This window comes from Mesorhizobium sp. P3_A2 (assembly GCF_056403115.1).
Genome location: NZ_JBFUGC010000008.1, coordinates 57,222 through 78,440, shown reverse-complemented (window position 1 = coordinate 78,440; position 21,219 = coordinate 57,222). Strand labels below are relative to the sequence as shown.

At 62.3% G+C, this 21,219-nt stretch carries 21 protein-coding genes, 1 other RNA gene and 1 pseudogene; 16 read left to right on the top strand and 7 right to left on the bottom strand.

Features of this window, described 5'->3' with window-relative positions:
- Nucleotides 1-154 precede the first annotated feature (154 nt).
- Both AC1DXM_RS19115 and AC1DXM_RS19110 read left to right on the top strand, forming a co-directional pair.
- The gene (locus tag AC1DXM_RS19115; protein WP_477235174.1) at nucleotides 155-1,405 is read left to right on the top strand and encodes an NAD(P)/FAD-dependent oxidoreductase; all 1,251 of its coding nucleotides are present in this window, start codon (nucleotides 155-157) and stop codon (nucleotides 1,403-1,405) included.
- A gap of 13 nt (nucleotides 1,406-1,418) precedes the next feature.
- On the top strand, nucleotides 1,419-2,420 hold the full coding sequence (locus AC1DXM_RS19110; RefSeq protein WP_112559714.1) for a 4-hydroxyproline epimerase: 1,002 nt from the start codon (nucleotides 1,419-1,421) through the stop codon (nucleotides 2,418-2,420).
- On the opposite strand, the gene AC1DXM_RS19105 is transcribed toward AC1DXM_RS19110, so the two are convergent.
- The gene (locus AC1DXM_RS19105) at nucleotides 2,413-3,318 is read right to left on the bottom strand and encodes a LysR substrate-binding domain-containing protein (protein WP_477235172.1); all 906 of its coding nucleotides are present in this window, start codon (nucleotides 3,316-3,318) and stop codon (nucleotides 2,413-2,415) included. The two genes, AC1DXM_RS19110 and AC1DXM_RS19105, sit on opposite strands and share 8 nt — an antisense overlap.
- A 133-nt stretch (nucleotides 3,319-3,451) precedes the next feature.
- Here AC1DXM_RS19105 and AC1DXM_RS19100 point away from each other — a divergent pair, with 133 nt between their 5' ends.
- The 10 genes and pseudogenes from AC1DXM_RS19100 to AC1DXM_RS19055 all read left to right on the top strand — a co-directional run bounded on the left by AC1DXM_RS19100 (nucleotide 3,452) and on the right by AC1DXM_RS19055 (nucleotide 15,035).
- Complete coding sequence (locus tag AC1DXM_RS19100) at nucleotides 3,452-3,838, top strand: ectoine synthase (protein WP_477235170.1); 387 nt, start codon at nucleotides 3,452-3,454, stop codon at nucleotides 3,836-3,838.
- A 448-nt stretch (nucleotides 3,839-4,286) separates the two neighbouring features.
- Nucleotides 4,287-5,189: a branched-chain amino acid ABC transporter permease gene (locus AC1DXM_RS19095; protein WP_352556727.1), complete on the top strand. Its 903-nt coding sequence runs from the start codon at nucleotides 4,287-4,289 to the stop codon at nucleotides 5,187-5,189.
- 4 nt (nucleotides 5,190-5,193) lie between these two features.
- Nucleotides 5,194-6,789, top strand: a complete 1,596-nt coding sequence (livM, locus tag AC1DXM_RS19090) for a high-affinity branched-chain amino acid ABC transporter permease LivM (RefSeq protein WP_477235167.1) — start codon at nucleotides 5,194-5,196, stop codon at nucleotides 6,787-6,789.
- Nucleotides 6,789-7,895, top strand: a pseudogene (locus tag AC1DXM_RS19085) (ABC transporter ATP-binding protein); the annotation flags it as partial. The gene livM and the pseudogene AC1DXM_RS19085, both read left to right, overlap by 1 nt.
- An 11-nt stretch (nucleotides 7,896-7,906) precedes the next feature.
- Nucleotides 7,907-8,635 carry an ABC transporter ATP-binding protein gene (locus tag AC1DXM_RS19080; RefSeq protein WP_477235165.1) on the top strand — a complete coding sequence of 243 codons (729 nt, stop codon included), beginning with the start codon at nucleotides 7,907-7,909 and terminating at the stop codon, nucleotides 8,633-8,635.
- Between the two features lie 17 nt (nucleotides 8,636-8,652).
- Nucleotides 8,653-9,000: a DUF6867 family protein gene (locus AC1DXM_RS19075; RefSeq protein WP_477235163.1), complete on the top strand. Its 348-nt coding sequence runs from the start codon at nucleotides 8,653-8,655 to the stop codon at nucleotides 8,998-9,000.
- Nucleotides 9,001-9,137: 137 nt separating this feature from the next.
- A complete protein-coding gene (locus AC1DXM_RS19070; RefSeq protein WP_477235161.1) occupies nucleotides 9,138-10,259 on the top strand; it encodes a branched-chain amino acid ABC transporter substrate-binding protein in 1,122 nt (373 codons plus the stop codon).
- Nucleotides 10,260-10,551: 292 nt separating this feature from the next.
- On the top strand, nucleotides 10,552-14,010 hold the full coding sequence (pyc, locus tag AC1DXM_RS19065; protein ID WP_477235159.1) for a pyruvate carboxylase: 3,459 nt from the start codon (nucleotides 10,552-10,554) through the stop codon (nucleotides 14,008-14,010).
- Between the two features lie 147 nt (nucleotides 14,011-14,157).
- Nucleotides 14,158-14,418, top strand: a complete 261-nt coding sequence (locus AC1DXM_RS19060) for a DUF2312 domain-containing protein (RefSeq protein ID WP_023800031.1) — start codon at nucleotides 14,158-14,160, stop codon at nucleotides 14,416-14,418.
- Nucleotides 14,419-14,579: 161 nt separating this feature from the next.
- Nucleotides 14,580-15,035, top strand: coding sequence for a hypothetical protein (locus tag AC1DXM_RS19055; protein WP_477235156.1), 456 nt, complete (start codon nucleotides 14,580-14,582; stop codon nucleotides 15,033-15,035).
- Here the strand turns inward: AC1DXM_RS19055 and AC1DXM_RS19050 are convergent.
- Nucleotides 15,032-15,544, bottom strand: a complete 513-nt coding sequence (locus AC1DXM_RS19050) for an arsenate reductase ArsC (RefSeq protein WP_477235154.1) — start codon at nucleotides 15,542-15,544, stop codon at nucleotides 15,032-15,034. The genes AC1DXM_RS19055 and AC1DXM_RS19050 overlap by 4 nt on opposite strands.
- Nucleotides 15,545-15,739: 195 nt before the next feature.
- Here AC1DXM_RS19050 and AC1DXM_RS19045 point away from each other — a divergent pair, with 195 nt between their 5' ends.
- Entirely contained in the window at nucleotides 15,740-16,078 is a 339-nt protein-coding gene (locus AC1DXM_RS19045; protein ID WP_477235152.1) for a hypothetical protein, read from the top strand.
- Between the two features lie 63 nt (nucleotides 16,079-16,141).
- On the opposite strand, the gene msrB is transcribed toward AC1DXM_RS19045, so the two are convergent.
- From msrB to AC1DXM_RS19020, 5 genes are all read right to left on the bottom strand, one after another.
- Entirely contained in the window at nucleotides 16,142-16,546 is a 405-nt protein-coding gene (gene msrB / locus AC1DXM_RS19040; protein ID WP_142869739.1) for a peptide-methionine (R)-S-oxide reductase MsrB, read from the bottom strand.
- A 103-nt stretch (nucleotides 16,547-16,649) separates the two neighbouring features.
- Nucleotides 16,650-17,840 carry a vWA domain-containing protein gene (locus tag AC1DXM_RS19035; RefSeq protein ID WP_477235149.1) on the bottom strand — a complete coding sequence of 397 codons (1,191 nt, stop codon included), beginning with the start codon at nucleotides 17,838-17,840 and terminating at the stop codon, nucleotides 16,650-16,652.
- Nucleotides 17,841-17,843: 3 nt separating this feature from the next.
- On the bottom strand, nucleotides 17,844-18,290 hold the full coding sequence (locus AC1DXM_RS19030; RefSeq protein ID WP_203280531.1) for a GNAT family N-acetyltransferase: 447 nt from the start codon (nucleotides 18,288-18,290) through the stop codon (nucleotides 17,844-17,846).
- Nucleotides 18,291-18,364: 74 nt separating this feature from the next.
- On the bottom strand, nucleotides 18,365-18,724 hold the full coding sequence (locus AC1DXM_RS19025) for a hypothetical protein (RefSeq protein ID WP_477235147.1): 360 nt from the start codon (nucleotides 18,722-18,724) through the stop codon (nucleotides 18,365-18,367).
- 3 nt (nucleotides 18,725-18,727) lie between these two features.
- On the bottom strand, nucleotides 18,728-19,567 hold the full coding sequence (locus AC1DXM_RS19020; protein ID WP_477235146.1) for an AAA family ATPase: 840 nt from the start codon (nucleotides 19,565-19,567) through the stop codon (nucleotides 18,728-18,730).
- A 150-nt stretch (nucleotides 19,568-19,717) separates the two neighbouring features.
- Between AC1DXM_RS19020 and ssrS the strand changes: the two genes are divergently transcribed.
- The 3 genes from ssrS to AC1DXM_RS19005 all read left to right on the top strand — a co-directional run bounded on the left by ssrS (nucleotide 19,718) and on the right by AC1DXM_RS19005 (nucleotide 21,194).
- A non-coding RNA gene (ssrS, locus tag AC1DXM_RS19015) (6S RNA) lies at nucleotides 19,718-19,873 on the top strand.
- Nucleotides 19,874-19,968: 95 nt separating this feature from the next.
- Nucleotides 19,969-20,547 (top strand): 5-formyltetrahydrofolate cyclo-ligase, encoded by a 579-nt coding sequence (locus AC1DXM_RS19010; RefSeq protein WP_477235144.1) that lies wholly within the window; start codon nucleotides 19,969-19,971, stop codon nucleotides 20,545-20,547.
- Nucleotides 20,548-20,669: 122 nt separating this feature from the next.
- Complete coding sequence (locus tag AC1DXM_RS19005) at nucleotides 20,670-21,194, top strand: hypothetical protein (protein WP_477235142.1); 525 nt, start codon at nucleotides 20,670-20,672, stop codon at nucleotides 21,192-21,194.
- Nucleotides 21,195-21,219: the final 25 nt, after the last annotated feature.

Here is a 21,219-nt window from a genome sequence, read left to right as displayed (position 1 = left end):
GGCCGCTTCGCGGCCACCTTCTCCTCGTTGGGGAGAAGAGACTCGCGCCGGCGTTGGCGAACTCTTCTCCCCTCGGGGAGAAGGTGGCCCGAAGGGCCGGATGAGGGGGCTGGCTCGGATCACCGAGATTGGCCATTTTGCATGGCGCGCGGTCATGAATAGCGATGCTGCAATCGACATCGCCATTGTCGGTGGCGGCATTGTCGGTATCTGCGCCGCAGCCCTGCTGGCTGAGGCGGGGCGCAGCGTTACCATCTTCGACCGCACCGGCATCTGCGAGGAAACCAGCTCCGGCAATGCCGCCGCCTTTGCCTTTTCCGACGTGCTGCCGATGGCGCATAAGGGCATGATGCGGCAATTGCCGAAATGGCTTGCCGATCCGCTCGGACCGCTCAGCATCCCACCGGCCTATCTGCCGAAGCTCCTGCCATGGCTGTTCCGCTTCTGGCGCGCTGGCGCGCCGCGGCATTATGAGGCGAGCCTTGTGGCACAGGCGGGCATGATGAGGCTCGCCGAGGCCGAATGGATGGGGTTGCTCCAGCGGTCCGGCACGCGGCCGATGCTGTACGAGGATGGTTCGCTGGAACTTTACGAAAGCGAGGCAGAGTTCCAGGCCGGACTGTCGGGCTGGGCGGCGCGAGAGCGCTTCGGCATCGGCTTTCGCCATGTCGAAGGCGAGGAACTGGCGCGGCTGCAGCCTGGGCTGTCGCCGCGCTTCATCAAGGGCACGTTCGTGCCGGGATGGAAGACGGTTGCCGACCCGAAACTGCTCGGCAAGGCGGTGTGGGCCTATGCCGAAGGGTTGGGCGCGCGTTTCGAGAAAGCGCGCGTCGAGCGCATCGCCGCCGATCATGCCGGCGTGACGCTGACGCTGGCCGACGGCACGACCAGACAGGCGAGACACCTCGTCGTTGCTGCCGGCGCATGGTCGCATCTGCTGGCCAAGAACCTCGGCGACATTATCCCGCTGGAGACCGAGCGCGGCTACAACACGACATTGCCGAAGACCGCCTTCGCCGTGCAGCGGATGCTGATCTTCTCCGGCCACGGTTTCGTCATCACGCCGCTCGACACAGGCTTGCGCGTCGGCGGCGCCGTCGAGTTGGGCGGACTCGACCGGCCGCCGAATTTTGCGCGCTCGAAGGCGATGCTGGAAAAAGCCAAACAATTCCTGCCGGGGCTGGACCCGTCAGGCGGCCGCGAATGGATGGGCTATCGTCCGTCGCTGCCGGATTCGCTGCCGGTCATCGGCACGGCGCGCACTGCGCCCAACGTTGTCTACGCCTTTGGCCATGGCCATCTCGGCCTGACCCAGGCGGCGGCCAGCGGCCGCTTGATCCGCGATCTCGTTCTCGGGCAGACTTCGCCGATCGATCTTACCCCCTTCGGCCCGCAACGGTTTTGAGTTCGAGGAAATCATGGCCAAAAAATCCTTCTTCTGCATCGACGGCCATACTTGCGGCAATCCGGTGCGGCTGGTCGCAGGCGGCGGTCCCTTGCTCGAGGGGTCGACGATGATGGAACGGCGGGCGCATTTCCTGGCGGAGTATGACTGGATCCGCACCGGGCTGATGTTCGAGCCGCGCGGCCATGACGTGATGTCGGGCTCGATCCTTTATCCGCCGACGCGCGAGGATTGCGACATCGCCATCCTGTTCATCGAGACATCGGGCTGCCTGCCGATGTGCGGCCACGGCACGATCGGCACGGTGACGATGGCGATCGAACATGGGCTGATCAAGCCGAAAACGCCGGGCGTGCTCAGGCTCGACACGCCGGCCGGGCTGGTCATCGCCGAATACAAACAGGTCGGCGACTATGTCGAGGAGGTGCGTATCACCAATGTGCCGTCCTTCCTTTACGCGGAAGGGCTGACGGTGGAGTGTCCGCAGCTTGGCGAGATTACCGTCGATGTCGCTTATGGCGGCAATTTCTACGCCATCGTCGAACCGCAGGCGAATTACCGCGACATGGCTGATTACTCCGCCGGCGATTTCATCGCCTGGAGCCCCGTGGTGCGGCAGCGGCTCAACGAGAAGTATTCGTTCGTGCATCCGGAAAATCCTGAGATCAACCGGCTGTCGCACATGCTGTGGACGGGCAAGCCGACGGTGGCGGGCGCCGATGCGCGCAATGCCGTCTTCTATGGCGACAAGGCGATCGACCGCTCACCCTGCGGCACAGGCACCTCGGCGCGCATGGCGCAGCTTCATGCCAAGGGCAAGCTCAAGGCCGGCGACAGCTTCGTCCATGAATCGATCATCGGCTCGCTGTTCAAGGGCAAGGTCGAAAAGGACGTCACCGTTGCCGGCAAGCCGGCCATCATCCCTTCGATCGGCGGCTGGGCGCGGATGACCGGTCTGAACACCATCTTCATCGACGACCGCGATCCGTTCGCGCATGGGTTCGTTGTCAAGTGAGGTTGCTGGGCGGCTGATCATCCGGCCCGACAGAAACCTCACGACGGAACCAGTCGGCGAAGGTGAGTGCGGCGGGGGAGGCATTCGCCGCCATGGTCAGGAAGTAAGCCTTGTCGCGGTTCGTCGATATGTCGGACAGGACCACGAGGTCGCCGCGCTTCAACTCGTCACGGAAAACATCGACCGGACACAGCGCCACGCCGTGGCCGGCGATGACGGCGGTGGCAAGAATATTGAAGTCGGCGAAGACCGGTCCGTTGCCGACATCGACCTTGGCCAGTCCGGCCTCGGCAAACCACTCGCTCCAGCCCTGGCGGTTCTCGTCGTGCAGCAGGTCGGCGCCGGCGATCCCGGCAGGTGTCCTGAGATGCTCCCTGCCGGCCAGATAGTAGGGGCTGCACACTGGGCGGTTGAGGCGCGAAAACAGTTTCAGGCTTGTGACGCCGGGCGTCGGATCGGCGCCGAGCGTGATCAGCACGTCATTGTCGCCGTCGCCAAGCCTGTCCTCGGCTTTGGCATAGGCGACGCGCATGCCGATGTCGGGGTGACTGGCGGTGAAGGCTGGCAGGCGGGGCACGAGCCAGCGGCTGGCGATGGACGGGATGCAGCCGACAGAAATCGTCGCCGCCGCGGCATTGCGCCGGATGCGCCGGCAGGTGGCGCCGAGTTCGGCAAGGGTAGCGCTCGCTGACGCCTGCAGGGTCACGCCGGCATCGGTCAGCCTTACCTTGCGCGCGTCGCGGTGGAAGAGAGACACGCCCAGCCACTCTTCAAGGCGCCTTATCTGGTGGCTGATCGCCGGATGGGTCACATGCAGCTCTTCGGCGGCGGCGGAAAAGCTCAAGCGGCGCGAGGCAGCCTCAAAGGCGCGGATGGCATTCAGCGGAATGTAGTCCATCTGTAAGATTTACTAACATGATCAGTGAGAAGCAATCATTTGAAAGCCCGCCCGGCATGCGGCATCTCTGCCGTGGATCACCAATCCATCCGCAACTTCCCAGTCCTTGGCCGGTATCCGCAGGGAAATCGACATGTTCACCAGACAATTGGCTGATGTAGAAAAATCTGACTTCTTCGTGAATTGGGGCAATGGCACCAGCCACCGGCTGCTGACCCAGCAGGACGGCATGGGCTTCACCGTCTGTCACACCGTCGTGCGCGCCGGCAGCGAATCGCGCCTTCAGTATCGGCGGCATTTCGAGGCCTGCTACTGCATCGCCGGCACCGGCGAGGTCGAGGACATGTCCGGTGCGGTGCACCGCATCGAACCGGGTACGATCTATGTGCTCAATGAGCATGACGAGCATTATCTGCGGGCCGACGCCGCAGGCGACATGATCCTGGTCAGCGTCTTCAATCCACCCTTGAAAGGCACGGAACGGCATGCGCTGAGCGAGGACGGTGGATCCGCCTACTGATCACAGACGGGCAGTCGCTTCCTTGTCCGGCGGCCGGGCCTGGAAGCTCGGGTTCAACAGGGTCTTTTATCGGCCATCGCGGCCGACTCGATCAACGCTTTGTGGCTAGGCAGCAAGAATCTTGCCTCTGCGGAAAGGAATGTGGCTAAAAAACGAAGCCTGTCAGCAACGCAACGAATCGTCTCATCACCTAATTTTGACGGCGATTTCTTCGAAACGGGGTGCATGGTCCGGCTGAATCGTCAAAGACATTGCGTTATGCCAATGATAGGGTCCGCGATAGTCCAGGGGTCGGGAGCAAAAAAACGGGCAATCGGACGGCGTGCCGGCAAAACACGCACGACGTTTGAAAAATCACGTTGCAATCCGGGCTCGAAACTTTACGACTAGGGGAAATACGAAAAGGAATGCGTCTGCATGGGCGACATTCCAGGGGAGCCATGTACACATGCAGTACTTTGTCCAGCAGCTTATCAATGGGCTGACGCTGGGATCGATCTATGGGCTGATCGCAATCGGCTACACGATGGTCTACGGCATCATCGGCATGATCAACTTCGCCCACGGCGACATTTTCATGGTCGGGGCCTTCGCCGCCCTCGTCGTTTTCCTCATCCTCGGCGCCTTGTTCTATTCGGTGCCGATCGTCCTGGCGCTGCTGATCATGATGATCGTGGCGATGCTGCTCACCAGCCTCTACAACTGGACGATCGAGAAGGTGGCCTACCGGCCGCTGCGCGGTTCGTTCCGGCTGGCGCCGCTGATCACCGCCATCGGCATGTCGATCGCGCTGTCGAACTTCATCCAGGTGACGCAGGGTCCGCGCAACAAGCCGATCCCGCCGATGGTCAGCCAGGTCTACAACATCAACGGCATCAGCGTGTCGCTGAAGCAGATCATCATCGTCATCGTCACGGCGCTGCTGCTCGCCTTGTTCTGGTACCTGGTCAACAGGACCTCACTGGGCCGGGCGCAACGGGCGTGTGAGCAGGACCGCAAGATGGCCGCACTTCTCGGCGTCGATGTCGATCGTACGATCTCGATCACCTTCATCATGGGCGCAGCGCTTGCGGCCGTCGCCGGCACGCTGTTCCTGATGTATTACGGCGTCATCGCCTTCTCCGACGGCTTCGTGCCGGGGGTCAAGGCCTTCACCGCGGCCGTTCTCGGCGGCATCGGGTCTCTGCCGGGCGCCGTGCTTGGCGGGCTTTTGATCGGCTTCATCGAAAGCATGTGGTCGGCGTATTTCTCGATCGACTACAAGGACGTCGCGGCGTTCTCCATCCTGGCGATCGTGCTGATCTTCCTGCCTTCCGGCATTTTGGGCCGGCCAGAAGTCGAAAAGGTCTGAGACAATGGCGGTTACCGTATCCTCGGAGCGCGACACCGTCGCCTCCCCCGTGCAGCGCGCATTTCGTGAGGCGCTCTATGCCGGTGCCATCTCGCTGGGCCTGTTCGTTCTGTTCATCGGCCTGAAGACCGACCAGAACATCAGCAACCAGCTGATCCTGGTGACGCGCTGGTGGCTGCTCATCACCGTGGTCGTGCTGACCATGCTTGGCCGCTTCTTCTACATTGCCTATGGCCAGCCCTTCATGGCCAATCAGAAGATCGCCAATGTCGCCACCGGCCTGTTGCCGGCCAGCGTGGCGTCGCGCTTCTTCCTGCTTCCGGCCTTCATCGGGGCCATCGTGCTGGCAGCGATACTGTTTGTGTTCGGCGGCGCCTTGCCGGGGCTGGTGGGCGATGGTCTGGCCGGCTATCTGCAGTTCCTGCGCGCGCTGGCCGTCATCTATGCGCTGGCCTGTGTGATCTTTTACTTCCGCGCCTACATCCATGACAATTTCACCAAGCTCGGGGTCACCGCATTGGTGCTCTATCCGATCCTGGTCGTTGGCGTGTTGTCGCTGATGTCGTGGTCGTTCGTCGGCGGGCTGCAGGGCTCGCTGAAGTGGATCGACAATTTCGGCATCCAGATCCTGATCTATGTGATGCTAGCCTGGGGGCTGAACATCGTCGTCGGCCTCGCCGGCCTGCTCGATCTCGGCTACGTCGCCTTCTACGCGGTCGGCGCCTATGCCTATGCGCTGCTCGGCTCTCACTACGGCCTGTCGTTCTGGATCCTGCTGCCGACAGCCGGCGCCATGGCCGCCTTCTGGGGCGTGATGCTCGGCTTTCCTGTGCTCCGGCTGCGTGGCGACTACCTGGCGATCGTCACTCTGGCCTTCGGCGAGATCATCCGCCTGGTGCTGATTAACTGGCGCGATGTCACCAACGGCTCGGCCGGCATCTCCGGTATCCCGAAGGTCACGTTCTTCGGCCTGATGACGTTCAATTCGACGGACCCGAACTATATCGGCAAAGTGCTGCACATCGCCCAGTCGAGCGCCTACTACAAGATTTTCCTCTACTATCTGATCCTGGCGCTGGCGCTGCTGACCGCCTTCGTCACCATCAGGCTCAGGCGCATGCCTGTCGGCCGCGCCTGGGAGGCGCTGCGCGAGGACGAGATCGCCTGCCGCTCGCTTGGCATCAACACCACCACCACCAAGCTCACCGCCTTTGCCACCGGCGCCATGTTCGGCGGTTTTGCCGGCGCGTTCTTCGCCGCACGGCAAGGTTTCGTCAGCCCTGAATCCTTCGTCTTCCTGGAATCGGCGATCATCCTGGCCATCGTCGTGCTCGGTGGCATGGGCTCGCTGGTCGGCATTGCGGTCGCCGCAATGGTGATGATCGGCGGCACCGAAGCGCTGCGCGAACTCGACTTCCTCAAGCAGGTCTTCGGCAAGGACTTCACGCCGGAGCTTTACCGCATGCTTCTGTTCGGCATGGCCATGGTTATCGTCATGCTGTGGAAGCCGCGCGGCTTCGTCGGCAGTCGTGAACCGACAGCCTTCCTCAAGGAGCGAAGAGCGGTCTCCAGTTCCTTCACCAAGGAAGGACACGGCTGATGAATGCGAGTTCGATTCAGAAGGCCAATGCGGGCATGAAAGACGCGATCCTCCAGGTCGAGCATCTGTCGATGAAGTTCGGCGGCCTGGTCGCCATCGGCGACCTGTCCTTCCAGGCCAAGCGCGGCGAGATCACCGCGCTGATCGGACCCAACGGCGCCGGCAAGACCACCGTCTTCAACTGCATCACCGGCTTCTACAAGCCGTCGGAAGGCATGATCACGCTCAACGGTGCCGACGGCTCGAGTTTCCTGCTCGAACGGCTGCCTAACCACGAGATCCCGGCGCGCGCCAAGGTGGCGCGTACCTTCCAGAACATCCGGCTGTTCTCCGGCATGACGCTGCTGGAGAACCTCCTGGTTGCCCAGCACAACAAGCTGATGAAGGCATCGGGCTATACGATCCTGGGCCTGTTCGGGATCGGCGGCTACCGCAGGGCCTCGGCCGAATCGGTGGAGCTTGCCAAGCACTGGCTGGAGAAGGCCGATCTCGTCGATCGCGCCGACGATCCGGCCGGGGACCTGCCCTATGGCGCGCAGCGGCGCCTCGAGATCGCGCGCGCCATGTGCACGGGGCCTGAGCTTCTGTGTCTCGACGAGCCGGCGGCCGGCCTCAATCCGAAGGAATCGGCCGCGCTCAATTCGCTGCTGATGGACATCAAGAGCAGCACCTCGATCCTGCTGATCGAGCACGACATGTCAGTGGTCATGCAGATTTCCGACCATGTCGTGGTGCTCGAATATGGCCGCAAGATTTCCGACGGCAGCCCGCAATCGGTGCGCACCGACCCGCGCGTCATCGCCGCCTATCTCGGCGTCGACGACGAGGAGGTCGAGACGGTGCTGACCGAAGTCGGCGATGAAGACGTCATCGAGCAGCTGGACATTGGGCCTGACACGGCGCACGGACCTGGCTCGTCGTCTTCCTATCTCGCCGGCCCGGTGAGCGACACGATCGGCCACAGCGAGGGCGAGCGGGTCACGGTGTCGAAAGGCGCCTCGAAGGCAGCCCAACTCGATGCAAAGGCCAACGTCGCGCCGAGAAAACCGACCGAGCGGGCCACGGCCAAGCCCGCCGGGAAATCCCCGACATCAAAGCCGCGCGGAGGGCGTAAGTGATGGCCGAGACAACGCTGCTCGATATCAGGGGCGTCGAGACCTACTACGGCAACATCAAGGCGCTGAACGGCGTCGATGTCCACGTCAACCAGGGCGAGATCGTCGCGCTGATCGGCGCCAATGGCGCCGGCAAGTCAACGCTGATGATGACCATTTTCGGGGCGCCGCGGGCCCGTGTCGGCACCATCACTTTCGCCGGTACCGACATTACCCAGATGCCGACGCACGAGATCGCGCGCTTGCGCATCGCGCAGTCGCCGGAGGGCAGGCGCATTTTCCCGCGCATGACGGTGATGGAAAACCTGCAGATGGGGGCCGGTCTCGACAACCTCAAGCACTATGACGAGGATGCCGAGAAGGTGTTCACGCTGTTCCCGCGCCTCAAGGAGCGCATCGCCCAGCGCGGCGGCACGCTGTCGGGCGGCGAGCAGCAGATGCTGTCGATCGGACGCGCGCTGATGGCGCGGCCGAAGCTGCTCCTGCTCGACGAGCCGTCGCTCGGCCTGGCGCCGCTGATCGTCAAGCAGATCTTCGACGCCATCCGCGAGCTGAACCGCACGCAAGGGCTGACCGTGTTCCTGGTCGAGCAGAACGCCTTCGGCGCGCTCAAGCTCGCCACGCGTGGCTATGTCATGGTCAACGGCAACGTGACCATGAGCGGCACCGGCAAGGAATTGCTCGCTAATCCGGAAGTGCGCGCGGCCTATCTCGAAGGCGGCCACCACTGATTTCAGGAGTCTTCACCATGCAAGGCATTCTTCACGAAGAACCTTCCATCTGGCAGTTCTTCTTCGTCACCTGTCTGCTCGGCGGCTGGGCGGCATGGATGACCGGCAAGGCCAGCGCCCAGACATGGCGCAGCCTGCCGGTGCTGTTCGTCTACCTGCTGGGGCTCGGCATCGGCATAAGGTTCATTCATCATGCCCTGTTCGGCGGCACGATGTTTTCACTGCAATACTATGTCGTGGACACAATCGTGCTCATGATATTGGGGTTTGTCGGCTATCAATACACGCGCACCAACCAAATGGTGACGCAGTATAATTGGCTTTACGAACGGGCTTCGATCTTAAGCTGGAAACCGAAAGGCTGACGTTCATCATTAACGCCGTTTCGGGGATGAATCGGCGTGACAAGGGCCTGAAAATCGGCAAAGTACGCTTTCTGCGATAAGGGTGGGCATCGCATGAAAGTATCATCCACGCCCACCTCGTAAATGGGAGCGTTTAAATGAAGAAATCACTTTTGTCCGCCGTTGCCCTGACCGCGCTTGTCGCGTTCGGCGGTAACGCATGGGCTGACGTCCTCGTCGGCGTCGCCGGTCCGATCACCGGTCCGAATGCGGCTTTCGGTGCGCAGCTGCAGAAGGGTGCGGAAGCGGCCGTCGCTGACATCAACGCAGCAGGCGGTATGAATGGCGAGCAGATCAAGCTTGAAGTCGGCGACGACGTCTCCGATCCGAAGCAAGGCATCTCGGTCGCGAACAAGTTCGTCGGCGACGGCGTCAAGTTCGTGGTCGGCCACTTCAACTCGGGCGTCTCGATTCCGGTGTCGCAGGAAGTCTATGTCGACAACAACATCGTCGAAGTGACCCCAGCGGCGACCAACCCGAAATTCACCGAGCGCGGCCTGTGGAACGTGTTCCGCACGTGCGGACGCGACGACCAGCAGGGCGGCATTGCCGGCGCCTATATCGCGGCCAACTTCAAGGACGCCAAGGTTGCCGTCATCCACGACAAGACCCCCTACGGTCAGGGCCTTGCCGACGAAACCAAGAAGACGATGAACGCAGCCGGCCTGACGGAAGTCATGTACGAAGGCGTCAATGTCGGCGACAAGGACTTCTCGGCGCTGATCGCCAAGATGAAGGACGCCGGCGTCACCCTGATCTATTGGGGCGGCCTGCATACGGAAGCCGGCCTGATCATCCGCCAGTCGGCTGACCAGGGCCTCAAGGCTACCCTGATGTCGGGCGACGGCATCGTCACCGACGAGCTGGCTGCGATCGCCGGCGACGCGGTTATCGGCACGCTCAACACCTTCGGTCCGGATCCGCGCCTGATCCCCGAGAACAAGGCACTGGTCGAGAAGTTCCGCGCCCAGGGCTTTGAACCGGAAGCCTACACGCTCTACGCCTACGCTGCCATGCAGGTGATCGCGGAGGCCGCTGCCGTGGCCAAGACGAACGACCCGGTGGAAGTGGCCAAGGCGCTGCATGAGAAGGGTCCGTTCAAGACCGTTCTGGGCGACCTCGCCTATGACGAGAAGGGCGATCCGAAGCTCCCGGGCTACATCATGTACGAGTGGAAGAAGGGTCCGGACGGCAAGATCACCTGGCTGCCGAAGACCTGATCGGATAACGCAATCCCTACGAAATGCCCGGCGCTTGCGCCGGGCATTTTTCTTTGACCTGCCGGAGCGCGTAGCGACGGCATTGGCTAAAAAAGAACCATTAGCCGGGAGCGGATTGTGCGCGGGATGACAATTCGCGTCACTTCGCGACGCCATTCGCACGCAGTCTTTCGCTTTGCAGTGCTAGAATTCATTTAAATCGGTTTAATCGCCTCCCGATTTTGGTTGCACTGCAGCATTTTCGCGTTAATCATTGCTGAGCCCCATCCCTCCCTGTCCGGAGCCTTCTTCCTTGGCCATCACGAAGATCCTCGTCGCCAACCGGTCCGAAATTGCCATCCGCGTCTTTCGCGCGGCCAACGAACTCGGCCTCAAAACCGTGGCAATCTGGGCCGAGGAGGACAAATATTCGCTGCATCGGTTCAAGGCCGATGAAAGCTACCAGGTGGGGCGCGGGCCGCATCTGGCCAAGGACATGGGACCGATCGAAAGCTATCTGTCGATCGAGGAAGTGATCCGCGTCGCCAGGTTGTCCGGCGCCGACGCCATCCATCCGGGCTATGGCCTTTTGTCGGAAAGCCCTGAATTCGCAGATGCCTGCGCCGAGGCCGGCATCACCTTTATCGGCCCGAAGCCAGACACGATGCGCCGGCTCGGCAACAAGGTCGCCGCGCGCAATCTCGCCATCGAGGTCGGCGTGCCGGTGATCCCGGCAACCGACCCGCTGCCGGACGACATGGACACGGTCAAGAAATTGGCCAAGGAAATCGGCTATCCGGTGATGCTCAAGGCATCGTGGGGCGGTGGCGGGCGCGGCATGCGCGCCATCCGCGCCGAGGCCGATCTGGTCCGCGAAGTCACCGAAGGCAAGCGTGAGGCCAAGGCCGCCTTCGGCAAGGACGAGGTCTATCTCGAAAAGCTGATCGAGCGCGCCCGCCATGTCGAGGTCCAGGTGCTTGGCGACACGCACGGCAATGCCGTGCATCTGTTCGAGCGCGACTGTTCGATCCAGCGCCGCAACCAGAAGGTCGTCGAGCGGGCGCCGGCGCCCTACCTCAGCGAGGCATTGCGCCAGGAGCTTTGCGGCTATGCGCTCAAGATCGCGCGCGAGACCAGCTATATCGGCGCCGGCACGGTGGAATTCCTGCAGGACGCCGACACCGGCAAATTCTACTTCATCGAGGTCAATCCGCGCATCCAGGTCGAGCACACCGTCACCGAGCAGGTGACCGGCATCGACATCGTCAAGGCGCAGATCCACATCCTGGACGGCTTTGCCATCGGCACGAAAGAGTCGGGCGTGCCGGCGCAGGCCGACATCAGGCTGAACGGCCACGCGCTGCAGTGCCGCATCACCACCGAGGATCCGGAGCACAGTTTCATTCCGGATTACGGCCGCATCACCGCCTATCGCGAAGCCGCCGGTTTCGGCATTCGCCTCGACGGCGGCACCGCCTATTCGGGCGCGGTCATCACCCGCTTCTACGATCCGCTGCTGGAGAAGGTGACGGCCTGGGCGCCGACACCGGCAGAGGCGATCGCCCGCATGAACCGGGCCTTGCGCGAGTTCCGTATCCGCGGCGTGGCCACCAACCTCACCTTCCTCGAGGCGATCATCAACCACCCGCGCTTCGCCGACAATTCCTACACGACCCGGTTCATCGACGCGACGCCGGAACTGTTCGCGCAGGTGAAGCGGCAGGACCGCGCCACCAAGCTGCTCAACTATCTGGCCGACGTCAGCGTCAATGGCCATCCCGAGACGCGCGGCCGTCCGATGCCGAAGGCCGATGCGGCGGCGCCCGTCGTGCCCTATCTCAACGGCAATGTGCCGGGCGGCAGCAAGCAGAAGCTCGACGCGCTGGGGCCGGAGAAATTCGCTGCCTGGATGCGTGAGCAAAAAGAGGTGCTGGTCACCGACACGACGATGCGCGACGGCCATCAGTCGCTGCTTGCCACCCGCATGCGCACGCATGACATTGCCGGCATTGCCGGCACCTATGCGCGGGCGCTGCCGCGGCTGCTGTCGCTGGAATGCTGGGGCGGCGCCACCTTCGATGTCGCAATGCGCTTCCTCACCGAGGATCCGTGGGAGCGGCTGAGCAAAGTGCGCGAGGCCGCCCCCAATCTTTTGCTGCAGATGCTTCTGCGCGGCGCCAACGGCGTCGGCTACACCAATTATCCCGACAATGTCGTACAGCATTTCGTCAAACAGGCAGCAAGTGGCGGCGTCGACCTGTTCCGCGTCTTCGACTGCCTGAACTGGGTCGAGAATATGCGCGTCGCCATGGACGCGGTGGGCGCCGAGGGCAAGCTGGTCGAAGCGGCGATTTGCTACACCGGTGACATCCTCGATCCGGCACGCGCCAAATACGATCTCAAATACTATGTCGGGCTGGCGAAGGAATTGCAGGCCGCCGGCGCCCACATCATCGCCGTCAAGGACATGGCGGGATTGTTGAAACCGGCCGCTGCACGCGTGCTGTTCAAGGCACTGCGCGAGGCGACCGATTTGCCGATCCACTTCCACACCCACGACACGTCAGGCCTGTCGGCGGCGACGGTGCTGGCGGGCGTGGAAAGCGGCGTCGACGCCATCGACGCGGCGATGGATTCCTTCTCCGGCAACACCTCGCAGCCTTGCCTCGGCTCGATCGTCGAGGCGCTGAAGGGAACCGAGCGCGATCCCGGCCTCGATCCGCAATGGATCCGCAACATCTCCTTCTATTGGGAAGCGGTGCGCAACCAGTACGCTGCCTTCGAAAGCGACCTCAAGGGGCCTGCCTCGGAGGTCTATTTGCACGAGATGCCGGGCGGCCAGTTCACCAACCTCAAGGAACAGGCGCGCTCGCTCGGGTTGGAGACGCGCTGGCACGAGGTGGCCCAGGCCTATCACGACGTCAATCTGATGTTCGGGGACATCGTCAAGGTGACGCCGTCATCCAAGGTGGTCGGCGACATGGCGCTGATGATGGTGAGCCAGGACCTCACTGTCGCCGACGTCGAAAACCCGGCCAAGGACATCGCCTTCCCGGACTCGGTCGTCTCGATGCTGCGCGGCGATCTCGGCCAGTCGCCCGGCGGCTGGCCTGCGAAGCTGCAGAAGAAGGCACTGAAGGAAAGCAAACCGATCACCGTGCGGCCGGGCTCGCTGCTCAAGCCGGCCGACCTCAAGGCCAGCCGCAAGGAGATCGAGGAGAAGCTGGAGCGCAAGCTTTCGGAGTACGAATTCGCGTCCTGGCTGATGTATCCGAAGGTGTTCACCGACTTTGCCGCCGCGCAGGAGACCTACGGGCCGGTCAGCGTGTTGCCGACGCCGACCTATTTCTACGGCATGAAGTCCGAGGACGAGATCTTCCTCGACATCGAAAAAGGCAAGACGCTCGTGGTGCGCTGTCTTGCCATCGGCGATGTCGATGAGAAGGGCATGGTCACCGTGTTTTTCGAGCTCAACGGCCAGCCACGCCGCGTCCGGGTGCCGGACAGGGCGCATGGCGCCTCGGCGGCCAAGGCACGGCGCAAGGCCGAGCCCGGCAACGAGGCGCATGTCGGCGCGCCGATGCCGGGCGTGGTCTCCGCGCTCGCGGTTGCCGCCGGCCAGGCGGTCAAAGCCGGCGATGTGCTGTTGTCGATCGAAGCCATGAAGATGGAGACGGCGCTGCATGCCGAGCGCGACGGCACGGTGGCCGAAGTGCTGGTCAAGGCCGGCGATCAGATCGACGCGAAGGATTTGCTGATCGCCTTTGGGTGATGCGGATCGATCACATTGGGGACGGCTGGCAGCAGTCGTTCACCAGGCATCGATAATGGCTTGACCCGCCGCGCCCGCTCGGGCATCGAACCCGCTCCAATTTTGCCGCGCCAGAATCGCGGCGCCTAAAAAGAAGCGGAGAAAAACATGGCCGACGACATCACCGAGACCAGCCAGACTGTTGCCGCCGGCCAGTTGCGCGCCTTCATCGAGCGCATCGAGCGGCTCGAGGAAGAAAAGAAGACCATCGCCGACGACATCAAGGAAGTGTTCGCCGAGGCCAAGGGCACCGGCTTCGACACCAAGGCGATGCGCTCCATCATCCGGCTGCGCAAGAAGGACCAGGCCGAGCGGCAGGAAGAGGAAACCATCCTCGATCTCTACAAGGCCGCGCTCGGCATGGTGTAAGACTGTCTGGAAATTCTACTCCGGCGGCCATCTGATGGCGTTTTCTGCGCTTCCGTTGCGCACGGACCCAAATGTCCGCTACGCTACGGGTTCTCAAAACGCCATCAAATGACTCGCCAGAACGAATTTCGAAACGGTCTCGGGCAGCGGGGCAGCCGGCCATGAGCGAATTCGACTTCGGCGCCCGCCGCGCCTCTGAATTCCGCCAACGCAGCTTCTGGGCGCTGTTCGCCGAACGGCATCCGGAGGAACGCGCATCCATGGCGCGGCGCGGACCCTGGTTCTGGCAGCGCGGGCTGCCGGACTTCGCCCTTGTCCTGTCCATGTATGTCGCGCCGGCGCAGAACCATGTCGGCGTCTTCTTCGGCCGCAACGAGAAGTTCGGCGCCACCGAAGCCTGGTCGCGGCTGAAGCCTTTCCAGCCGGCGATCGAAGACAGGCTGAAACTCAGGCCGGAACAGAGCTGCGAAGGACTCGGCATCAATTCGATGTGGCGGGTGAACTGCTTTGCCGAGGACAACTGGCCGGCCATGGCCGACTGGCTGGTGACGGAATGCTCGCGCTTCGAGCACGCCGTTACTGAGGTGCTGGGACAGGTTGAGACCGGCTGGCGCTAAAAATTCGGCTTCGGCGCGTCGCGGCCGATCTCATCCAGATGCTGCTGCAACGCCATGTGGTCCAGCGCGTCCATCGGCAGGTTGGTGAACAGCGATATGCGGTTGTTGAGCATGCGATAGGCATCGGCGAAGGCCAGATGCATTTCGGCGTCGGTGCCTTGTGCCTTGGCCGGATCCGGTATCGCCCACAGTGCGGTCATCGGGTGACCGGGCCAGACCGGGCAGGTCTCGTTGGCGGTGCTATCGCATACGGTGAAGACGAAATCCATTTCCGGCGCGTCGGGCTTTGCAAACTCGTCCCAGCCTTTCGAGCGGGCGAAGCCGGTGTCGTAGTTGAGGCTCTCGAGCAGCTGCAGCGCGTAGGGATTGACGGTGCCCTTCGGTTGCGACCCGGCGGAGAAGGCCTTGAATTTCTCAGCGCCAATGCGGTTCAGGATGGCTTCGCCCATGATCGAGCGCGCCGAATTGGCATTGCATAAGAACAGGACATTGTAGCTTTTGTCGCTCATCAAAGACCTCCCTGGCTGGCGACCGGGATGAAGGAACGGCACGGTCAGCAAATTAGCTTTGCGGCGGATGCAGGCAAGGGCCATCCGGAAAGATTTTGCGATTGTTTGACGGCGATCGCCAAGCCATATGCTTCTACGCGATCATCGTGCGCGCATGCCGCGCTCGGGATCGCTCAGAATGAAAGAGTTGAGCTGATGCCAGGACCCGCGGGGAGCGAAGGTGGCAAGACGGACGGAACGGCCGGCTTCTTCCGCTCGCGCTGGCACGGTGCCGTGTCGCTCGATCGCCTGTTCTGGCGCGACATGGTCGTTGTCGGCACCGCGATCAACGTCGCGTCGTCGGTGGTCGCGCTCGCCCTGCTCGGGCTGAAGCTGCCGCTGGCCGTGGTGCTGGCCGTGCATTTCGCACCGGTGCCCTACAACATATTCCTGACCCTGGCCGTCTGGCGAATCGCCGAAAAGGCCGGCGGCGCCAAGGCCTCGTTGATGATGCTGGGCTCGGCGCTATGGTTGATCCTGGTGGTCGTTGTCTGAGACGCCGGCGGGGCACGAAAGAGGGCGGCCGGAGCCGCCCTGTGCAAGAGATGATGACCGGGTTTAAGCCGCCGGCTCGAATTTCAGCGCCACGCCGTTGATGCAATAGCGCAGGCCGGTCGGCGGCGGACCGTCGTCGAAGACATGGCCGAGATGGCTGCCGCAGCGCGAGCAGTGGCATTCGGTGCGGACCATGCCGTAGCTGCGGTCGACGGTGTTTTCGACCGAACCCGGCACCGGGTCGTTGAAGCTCGGCCAGCCGGTGCCGCTCTCGAACTTCAGCTTGGATTCGAACAGCGGCTGGTCGCAGCCGACGCAGGAAAAGGTGCCGGCGCGCTTTTCGTAGAGCAGGGCGCAGCTTCCGGGCCGTTCGGTGCCGTGGCCGCGCATGACGGCATACTGCTCCGGCGTCAGCCGGGCACGCCATTCGGCGTCAGTGCGGGTAACGGGGTAGGTGTGGGTATCCATCTAATCTCCTCAGCCTTGGCGGCTTGTTGTTGGTTGCAGCCAGTATTCGCACCAACATAAGCATTTGTTACACGCCTGCCCAGCGCAGAGGCGTGTTTGGGGCTCAATGCTTGCGTGAGAGCTGCTTGGTCGCGGCTTCGAGCCCGGCCAGCGTCAGCGGGAACATGCGGCCGCCGAAGATATCGCGGATCATGGCGATCGAATGGGTGAAGCCCCAATTCTCAGGGTTTTCCGGATTTAGCCAGACCGCATTCGGCCATTGCTGCAGCATCCGTCCGAGCCAGACGGCGCCGGCTTCCGGGTTCCAGTGTTCGACCGAACCGCCGGGGTGCGCAATCTCGTAAGGGCTCATCGCGGCGTCGCCGACGACGATCACCTTGTAGTCCGGGCCGTATTTGTGAAGCAGGTCGAAGGTCGAAATCACCTCGGCATGGCGGCGGCGGTTGTCCTTCCACACGCCCTCATAGAGGCAGTTGTGGAAGTAAAAATATTCGAGCTGGCGGAACTCGGCGCGGGCGGCCGAAAACAGCTCCTCGACGCTTTTGATGTGATCGTCCATCGAGCCGCCGACATCGAAGAACATCAGAAGCTTCACGGCATTGCGCCGTTCGGGGCGCGTCTGCACGTCGAGATAGCCGTGCTCGGCGGTGGCATGGATGGTGCCGGGCAGGTCGAACTCTTCCTCCGCGCCCTCGCGCACCCAGCGGCGCAGCCGCTTCAGCGCCACCTTGATGTTGCGGGTGCCGAGCTCGACGGCGTCGTCGAAATTCCTGAACTCGCGCTTGTCCCAGACCTTCACCGCGCGGCGGTTGCGGCTCTCATGCTGGCCGATGCGTACGCCTTCGGGATTGTAGCCATAGGCGCCGAAGGGCGAGGTGCCACCGGTGCCGATCCATTTCGACCCGCCCTGGTGCCGGCCTCTTTGTTCCTCGAGCCGCTGCTTCAGCGTCTCCATCAGCTTGTCGAAACCACCGAGCGCCTCGACCAGTTTTTTCTCTTCCTCGGTCAGGTGCTTTTCGGCGAGCCGGCGCAGCCACTCCTCAGGGATGTTGGCGACATCGACCGCATCCGGTCCGCCCAGCGCTTCAATGCCCTTGAAGACATGCGCAAACACCTGGTCGAAGCGGTCGATATGACGCTCGTCCTTCACCAGAGCGGCGCGGGCGAGGTAATAAAAACCCTCGACGTCATAATCGACCAGACCGGCTTCCAGCCCCTCCAGCAGCGACAGATATTCCCTGAGCGAAACGGGTATCCGCGCGGCCTTCAGTTCGAGGAAGAAGGGGATGAACATGGTCTACAGCAGATCGTACTCGATGAAGCCAGTCCGCCGGGCAACGCGGTCGTAGAGCTTGCGCGCGGTGGTGTTGGTTTCGTGGGTCATCCAGTAGACGTTCTTGACGCCAATCTTGCCGGCCTCCTGCTTTACCGCTTCGATCAGCGCCGCACCCACGCCCTTGCCGCGCACATCAGGGTCGGCGAACAGGTCCTGCAGGTAGCAGTTGTTTTTTTCGGACCAGCCGGAGCGATGGTAGAGATAGTGGGTCAGGCCGACCGCCTTGCCGTCGAGCGTGGCGATAAAACCCTTCGGCTCGAATTCTCCGTCCGTGAACAGCCGTTTCCAGGTGATGTCATACACCTCGTCAGGGAGCTTGGTTTCGTAGAAGGTGAGGTAGGCAGTCCACAGACGCCGCCAGTCGGCATGGTCGGCCTGCGCCAGCGGGCGGACGGTGATCTCGGTCATGAAATGCTCTCCATGTGATAGGTCAACTTCGGCAATGCCCGTCAGCACGACAAGGGTCCACGCACAGATACCTTCTAATCCTGGGAGCCGCCTTGGCTTGACGGGCCTGCCCGCAAAAGCTGGCTGGCAAAGACTTGGAAGCGACTGACCTCCTCAATCGATTCCACATACCACGGTCGAGACGTATCAATTTCCGCTATCGAACGGCCTTCACTATCCTGGCTCTGAGACAGCACCCGGCAACGCAAGCTGCCGGGCTGTGGATAGATGTTGCCAGCACCTAACCATGTGTTCGAAACGAGGGCTTGTTTCTCGCGGAAATGCCATTGGCGACCAAATCGGTCGCTGAACTCAAATTCGACAATCCCCGGCTGCGGCTCGTCGTCGATCCAGCGAACGATGGCAACCTCAAGCTCCGCGTGATCTTCTGACACGGCCTAACCTTGCCGTCTGGCCATAAAAGCCAGGCGTTCGAACAGGTGCACGTCCTGCTCGTTCTTCAGCAATGCGCCATGCAGTTTGGGCAGTGCGTTCTTGGGGTCGGCGCGCAAATCCTCGGGTGCGATGTCGTCGGCGACCAGCAGGCGGATCCAGTCGAGTGCCTCGGAGGTCGAAGGTTTCTTCTTCAGACCCGGCACCTCGCGGATCTCGTAGAACTGGGTGAGTGCCGCGCGCACCAGATTCTGCTTGATGCCGGGATAGTGGACGTCGACGATTTTGTGCAGCGTGTCGACGTCGGGAAAACGGATGTAGTGGAAGAAGCAGCGGCGCAGGAAGGCGTCGGGCAGTTCCTTCTCGTTGTTGGAGGTGATGATGACGATCGGCCGGACCGCGGCGCGAATGGTCTCGCCGGTCTCGTAGACGAAGAACTCCATCCGATCGAGTTCCTGCAACAGATCGTTGGGGAACTCGATGTCGGCCTTGTCGATCTCATCGATCAAAAGCACGACCTTCTTGCCGGCCGCGAACGCCTGCCACAGCTTGCCGCGCTTGATGTAGTTCCTGATGTCGTTGAAGCGCTCGTCGCCGAGCTGGCTGTCGCGCAGCCGCGAGACCGCGTCATATTCATAGAGTCCTTGCTGCGCGCGCGTCGTCGACTTGACGTGCCATTCGATGAGGTCGAGGCCGAGTGCTGAGGCCACCTGGCGGGCGAGTTCGGTCTTGCCGGTGCCGGGCTCGCCCTTGACCAGCAAGGGCCGCTCCAGCGCGATCGCCGCATTGACCGCCACCATCAGATCCTTGTCGGCGACATAGGCCGCCGTGCCTTCAAAACGCATGCTTGCTCCTCGGTTGGTCATCGCGACCGTAAGGACGCCGCCCGGCCTGTGCAAGGGCGAGCCGGTCGCCACGAAAAGGGCGTGCATCCGAAATGGAAACATCGGCTCGTGTCACTGGCGCTGAACCGACCAGCGGCCTATATTGGGGGGGACGGTCTGTGCTTCCCGGCAGGAGAACATTTTCCCCGGGGCCTTAACGATCCTTAGGGAGCTGTCCCTGGGAAGACCCGTGGGTTTTCTCATACGGCGCCCACCTACTTTGTAGGTTCCCGGGATCGCTCTCTCCACCGGTTGTGTGGATCGTCACTTCTTGCCTGCATCCACGCATTTGGTGGATGATGCGGTAGAAAACGTCGCTCCTAAAACGCCGCCAGAAACCGACCTTTTCTATCGTTCAGCGCATGACATCCTTAAAAGACCTGAAGAAACAACTGCGCCGCGAAGCTCTCGGCCGCCGCGATGCGCTCGATCCGATGTGGCGGGTGGAGATCGCGCTTGAGATGGCCGAGACGGCGCGCGATCACCTCGCTATCGAGCCTGGCCAGATCGTTTCAGCCTTCTGGCCGATGCGGTCGGAAGTCGACGTAAGGCCGCTGATGTTTGCCTTGCGCGAGAAGGGAGCCAGGCTTTGCCTGCCGGCCATTCTCGACAAGACCACAATCGTCTTTCGCGAACTGGTGCGCGGCGCGCCGATGGTCGAGATGGGATTCGGCACGGTCGGTCCGCATGAGGAGGCCGAGGTGCTCGACCCCGCGGTGATGCTGGTGCCGCTCGCCGCCTTCGACAACCGTGGCCATCGCATCGGCTACGGCGCCGGCTATTACGACCGCGCCATCGCCAGGCTGATCGACAAGGGCTTGCCGCCACGGCTGATCGGCATCGCATTCGACTGCCAGGAGGTGGCGCTGGTCCCGGACGAGCCACATGACGTCATCATCCAGGAAATACTCACCGAGAGCGGACTGCGCCGTTTCGCTTAAAAGTTCGCGATCTTAGTTTGATGTATGTCGTTATCTCAAAACCGGGACCACTTTTGAGCGACATGCATTAACGCGTTTCCAAGACATGCCGGATAGTATTCTCCGCAATACAATCTGAGCCGATGGCGGTCGTCATGTTTGTCTTAGCACGCTACCTGCTGATGCCGTTCGTCCTCATCGCGGTGACGCTGTTCGCGATGGGCTTGCACATTGTCGGAACCGCCCTGCATCACCAGTTCGCCTGGCATCAGACGGTTGCCACCGTGACGGACGTCAGCCCCTATGCCGAAACGCAGAAAAACGGCCTGGCCATGAAAGGCATCAATGTCGCCATCGCCTATGTCGCCAACGATGCACCGATGAGCTGGTCCGGCAAGGGAAAGGACATTGGTCTCTACACCGCGTCCAAAGGCGACCAGGTGGAATTGTACTACGACCCCGCCGATCCATCGTCCCTCGATACCGCCGCTATGAAGGGCTGGCGCGGCGGGTTGCTGCTCTTTGCCGTTACGGGCGGGTTCACCGCTTTCTACGTCTGGTTCTTCTGGTTGCGCGGACGCAACGCGCCGCCGGCGTCGCGTGTTCGCGTTGCGGGCGCGAATGCAAAGCCGCTCCACCAGCAGCGCGATACTTTCGGCCGGCGTTAGCGCCAATCGCCGGGGTAGCGCTTGC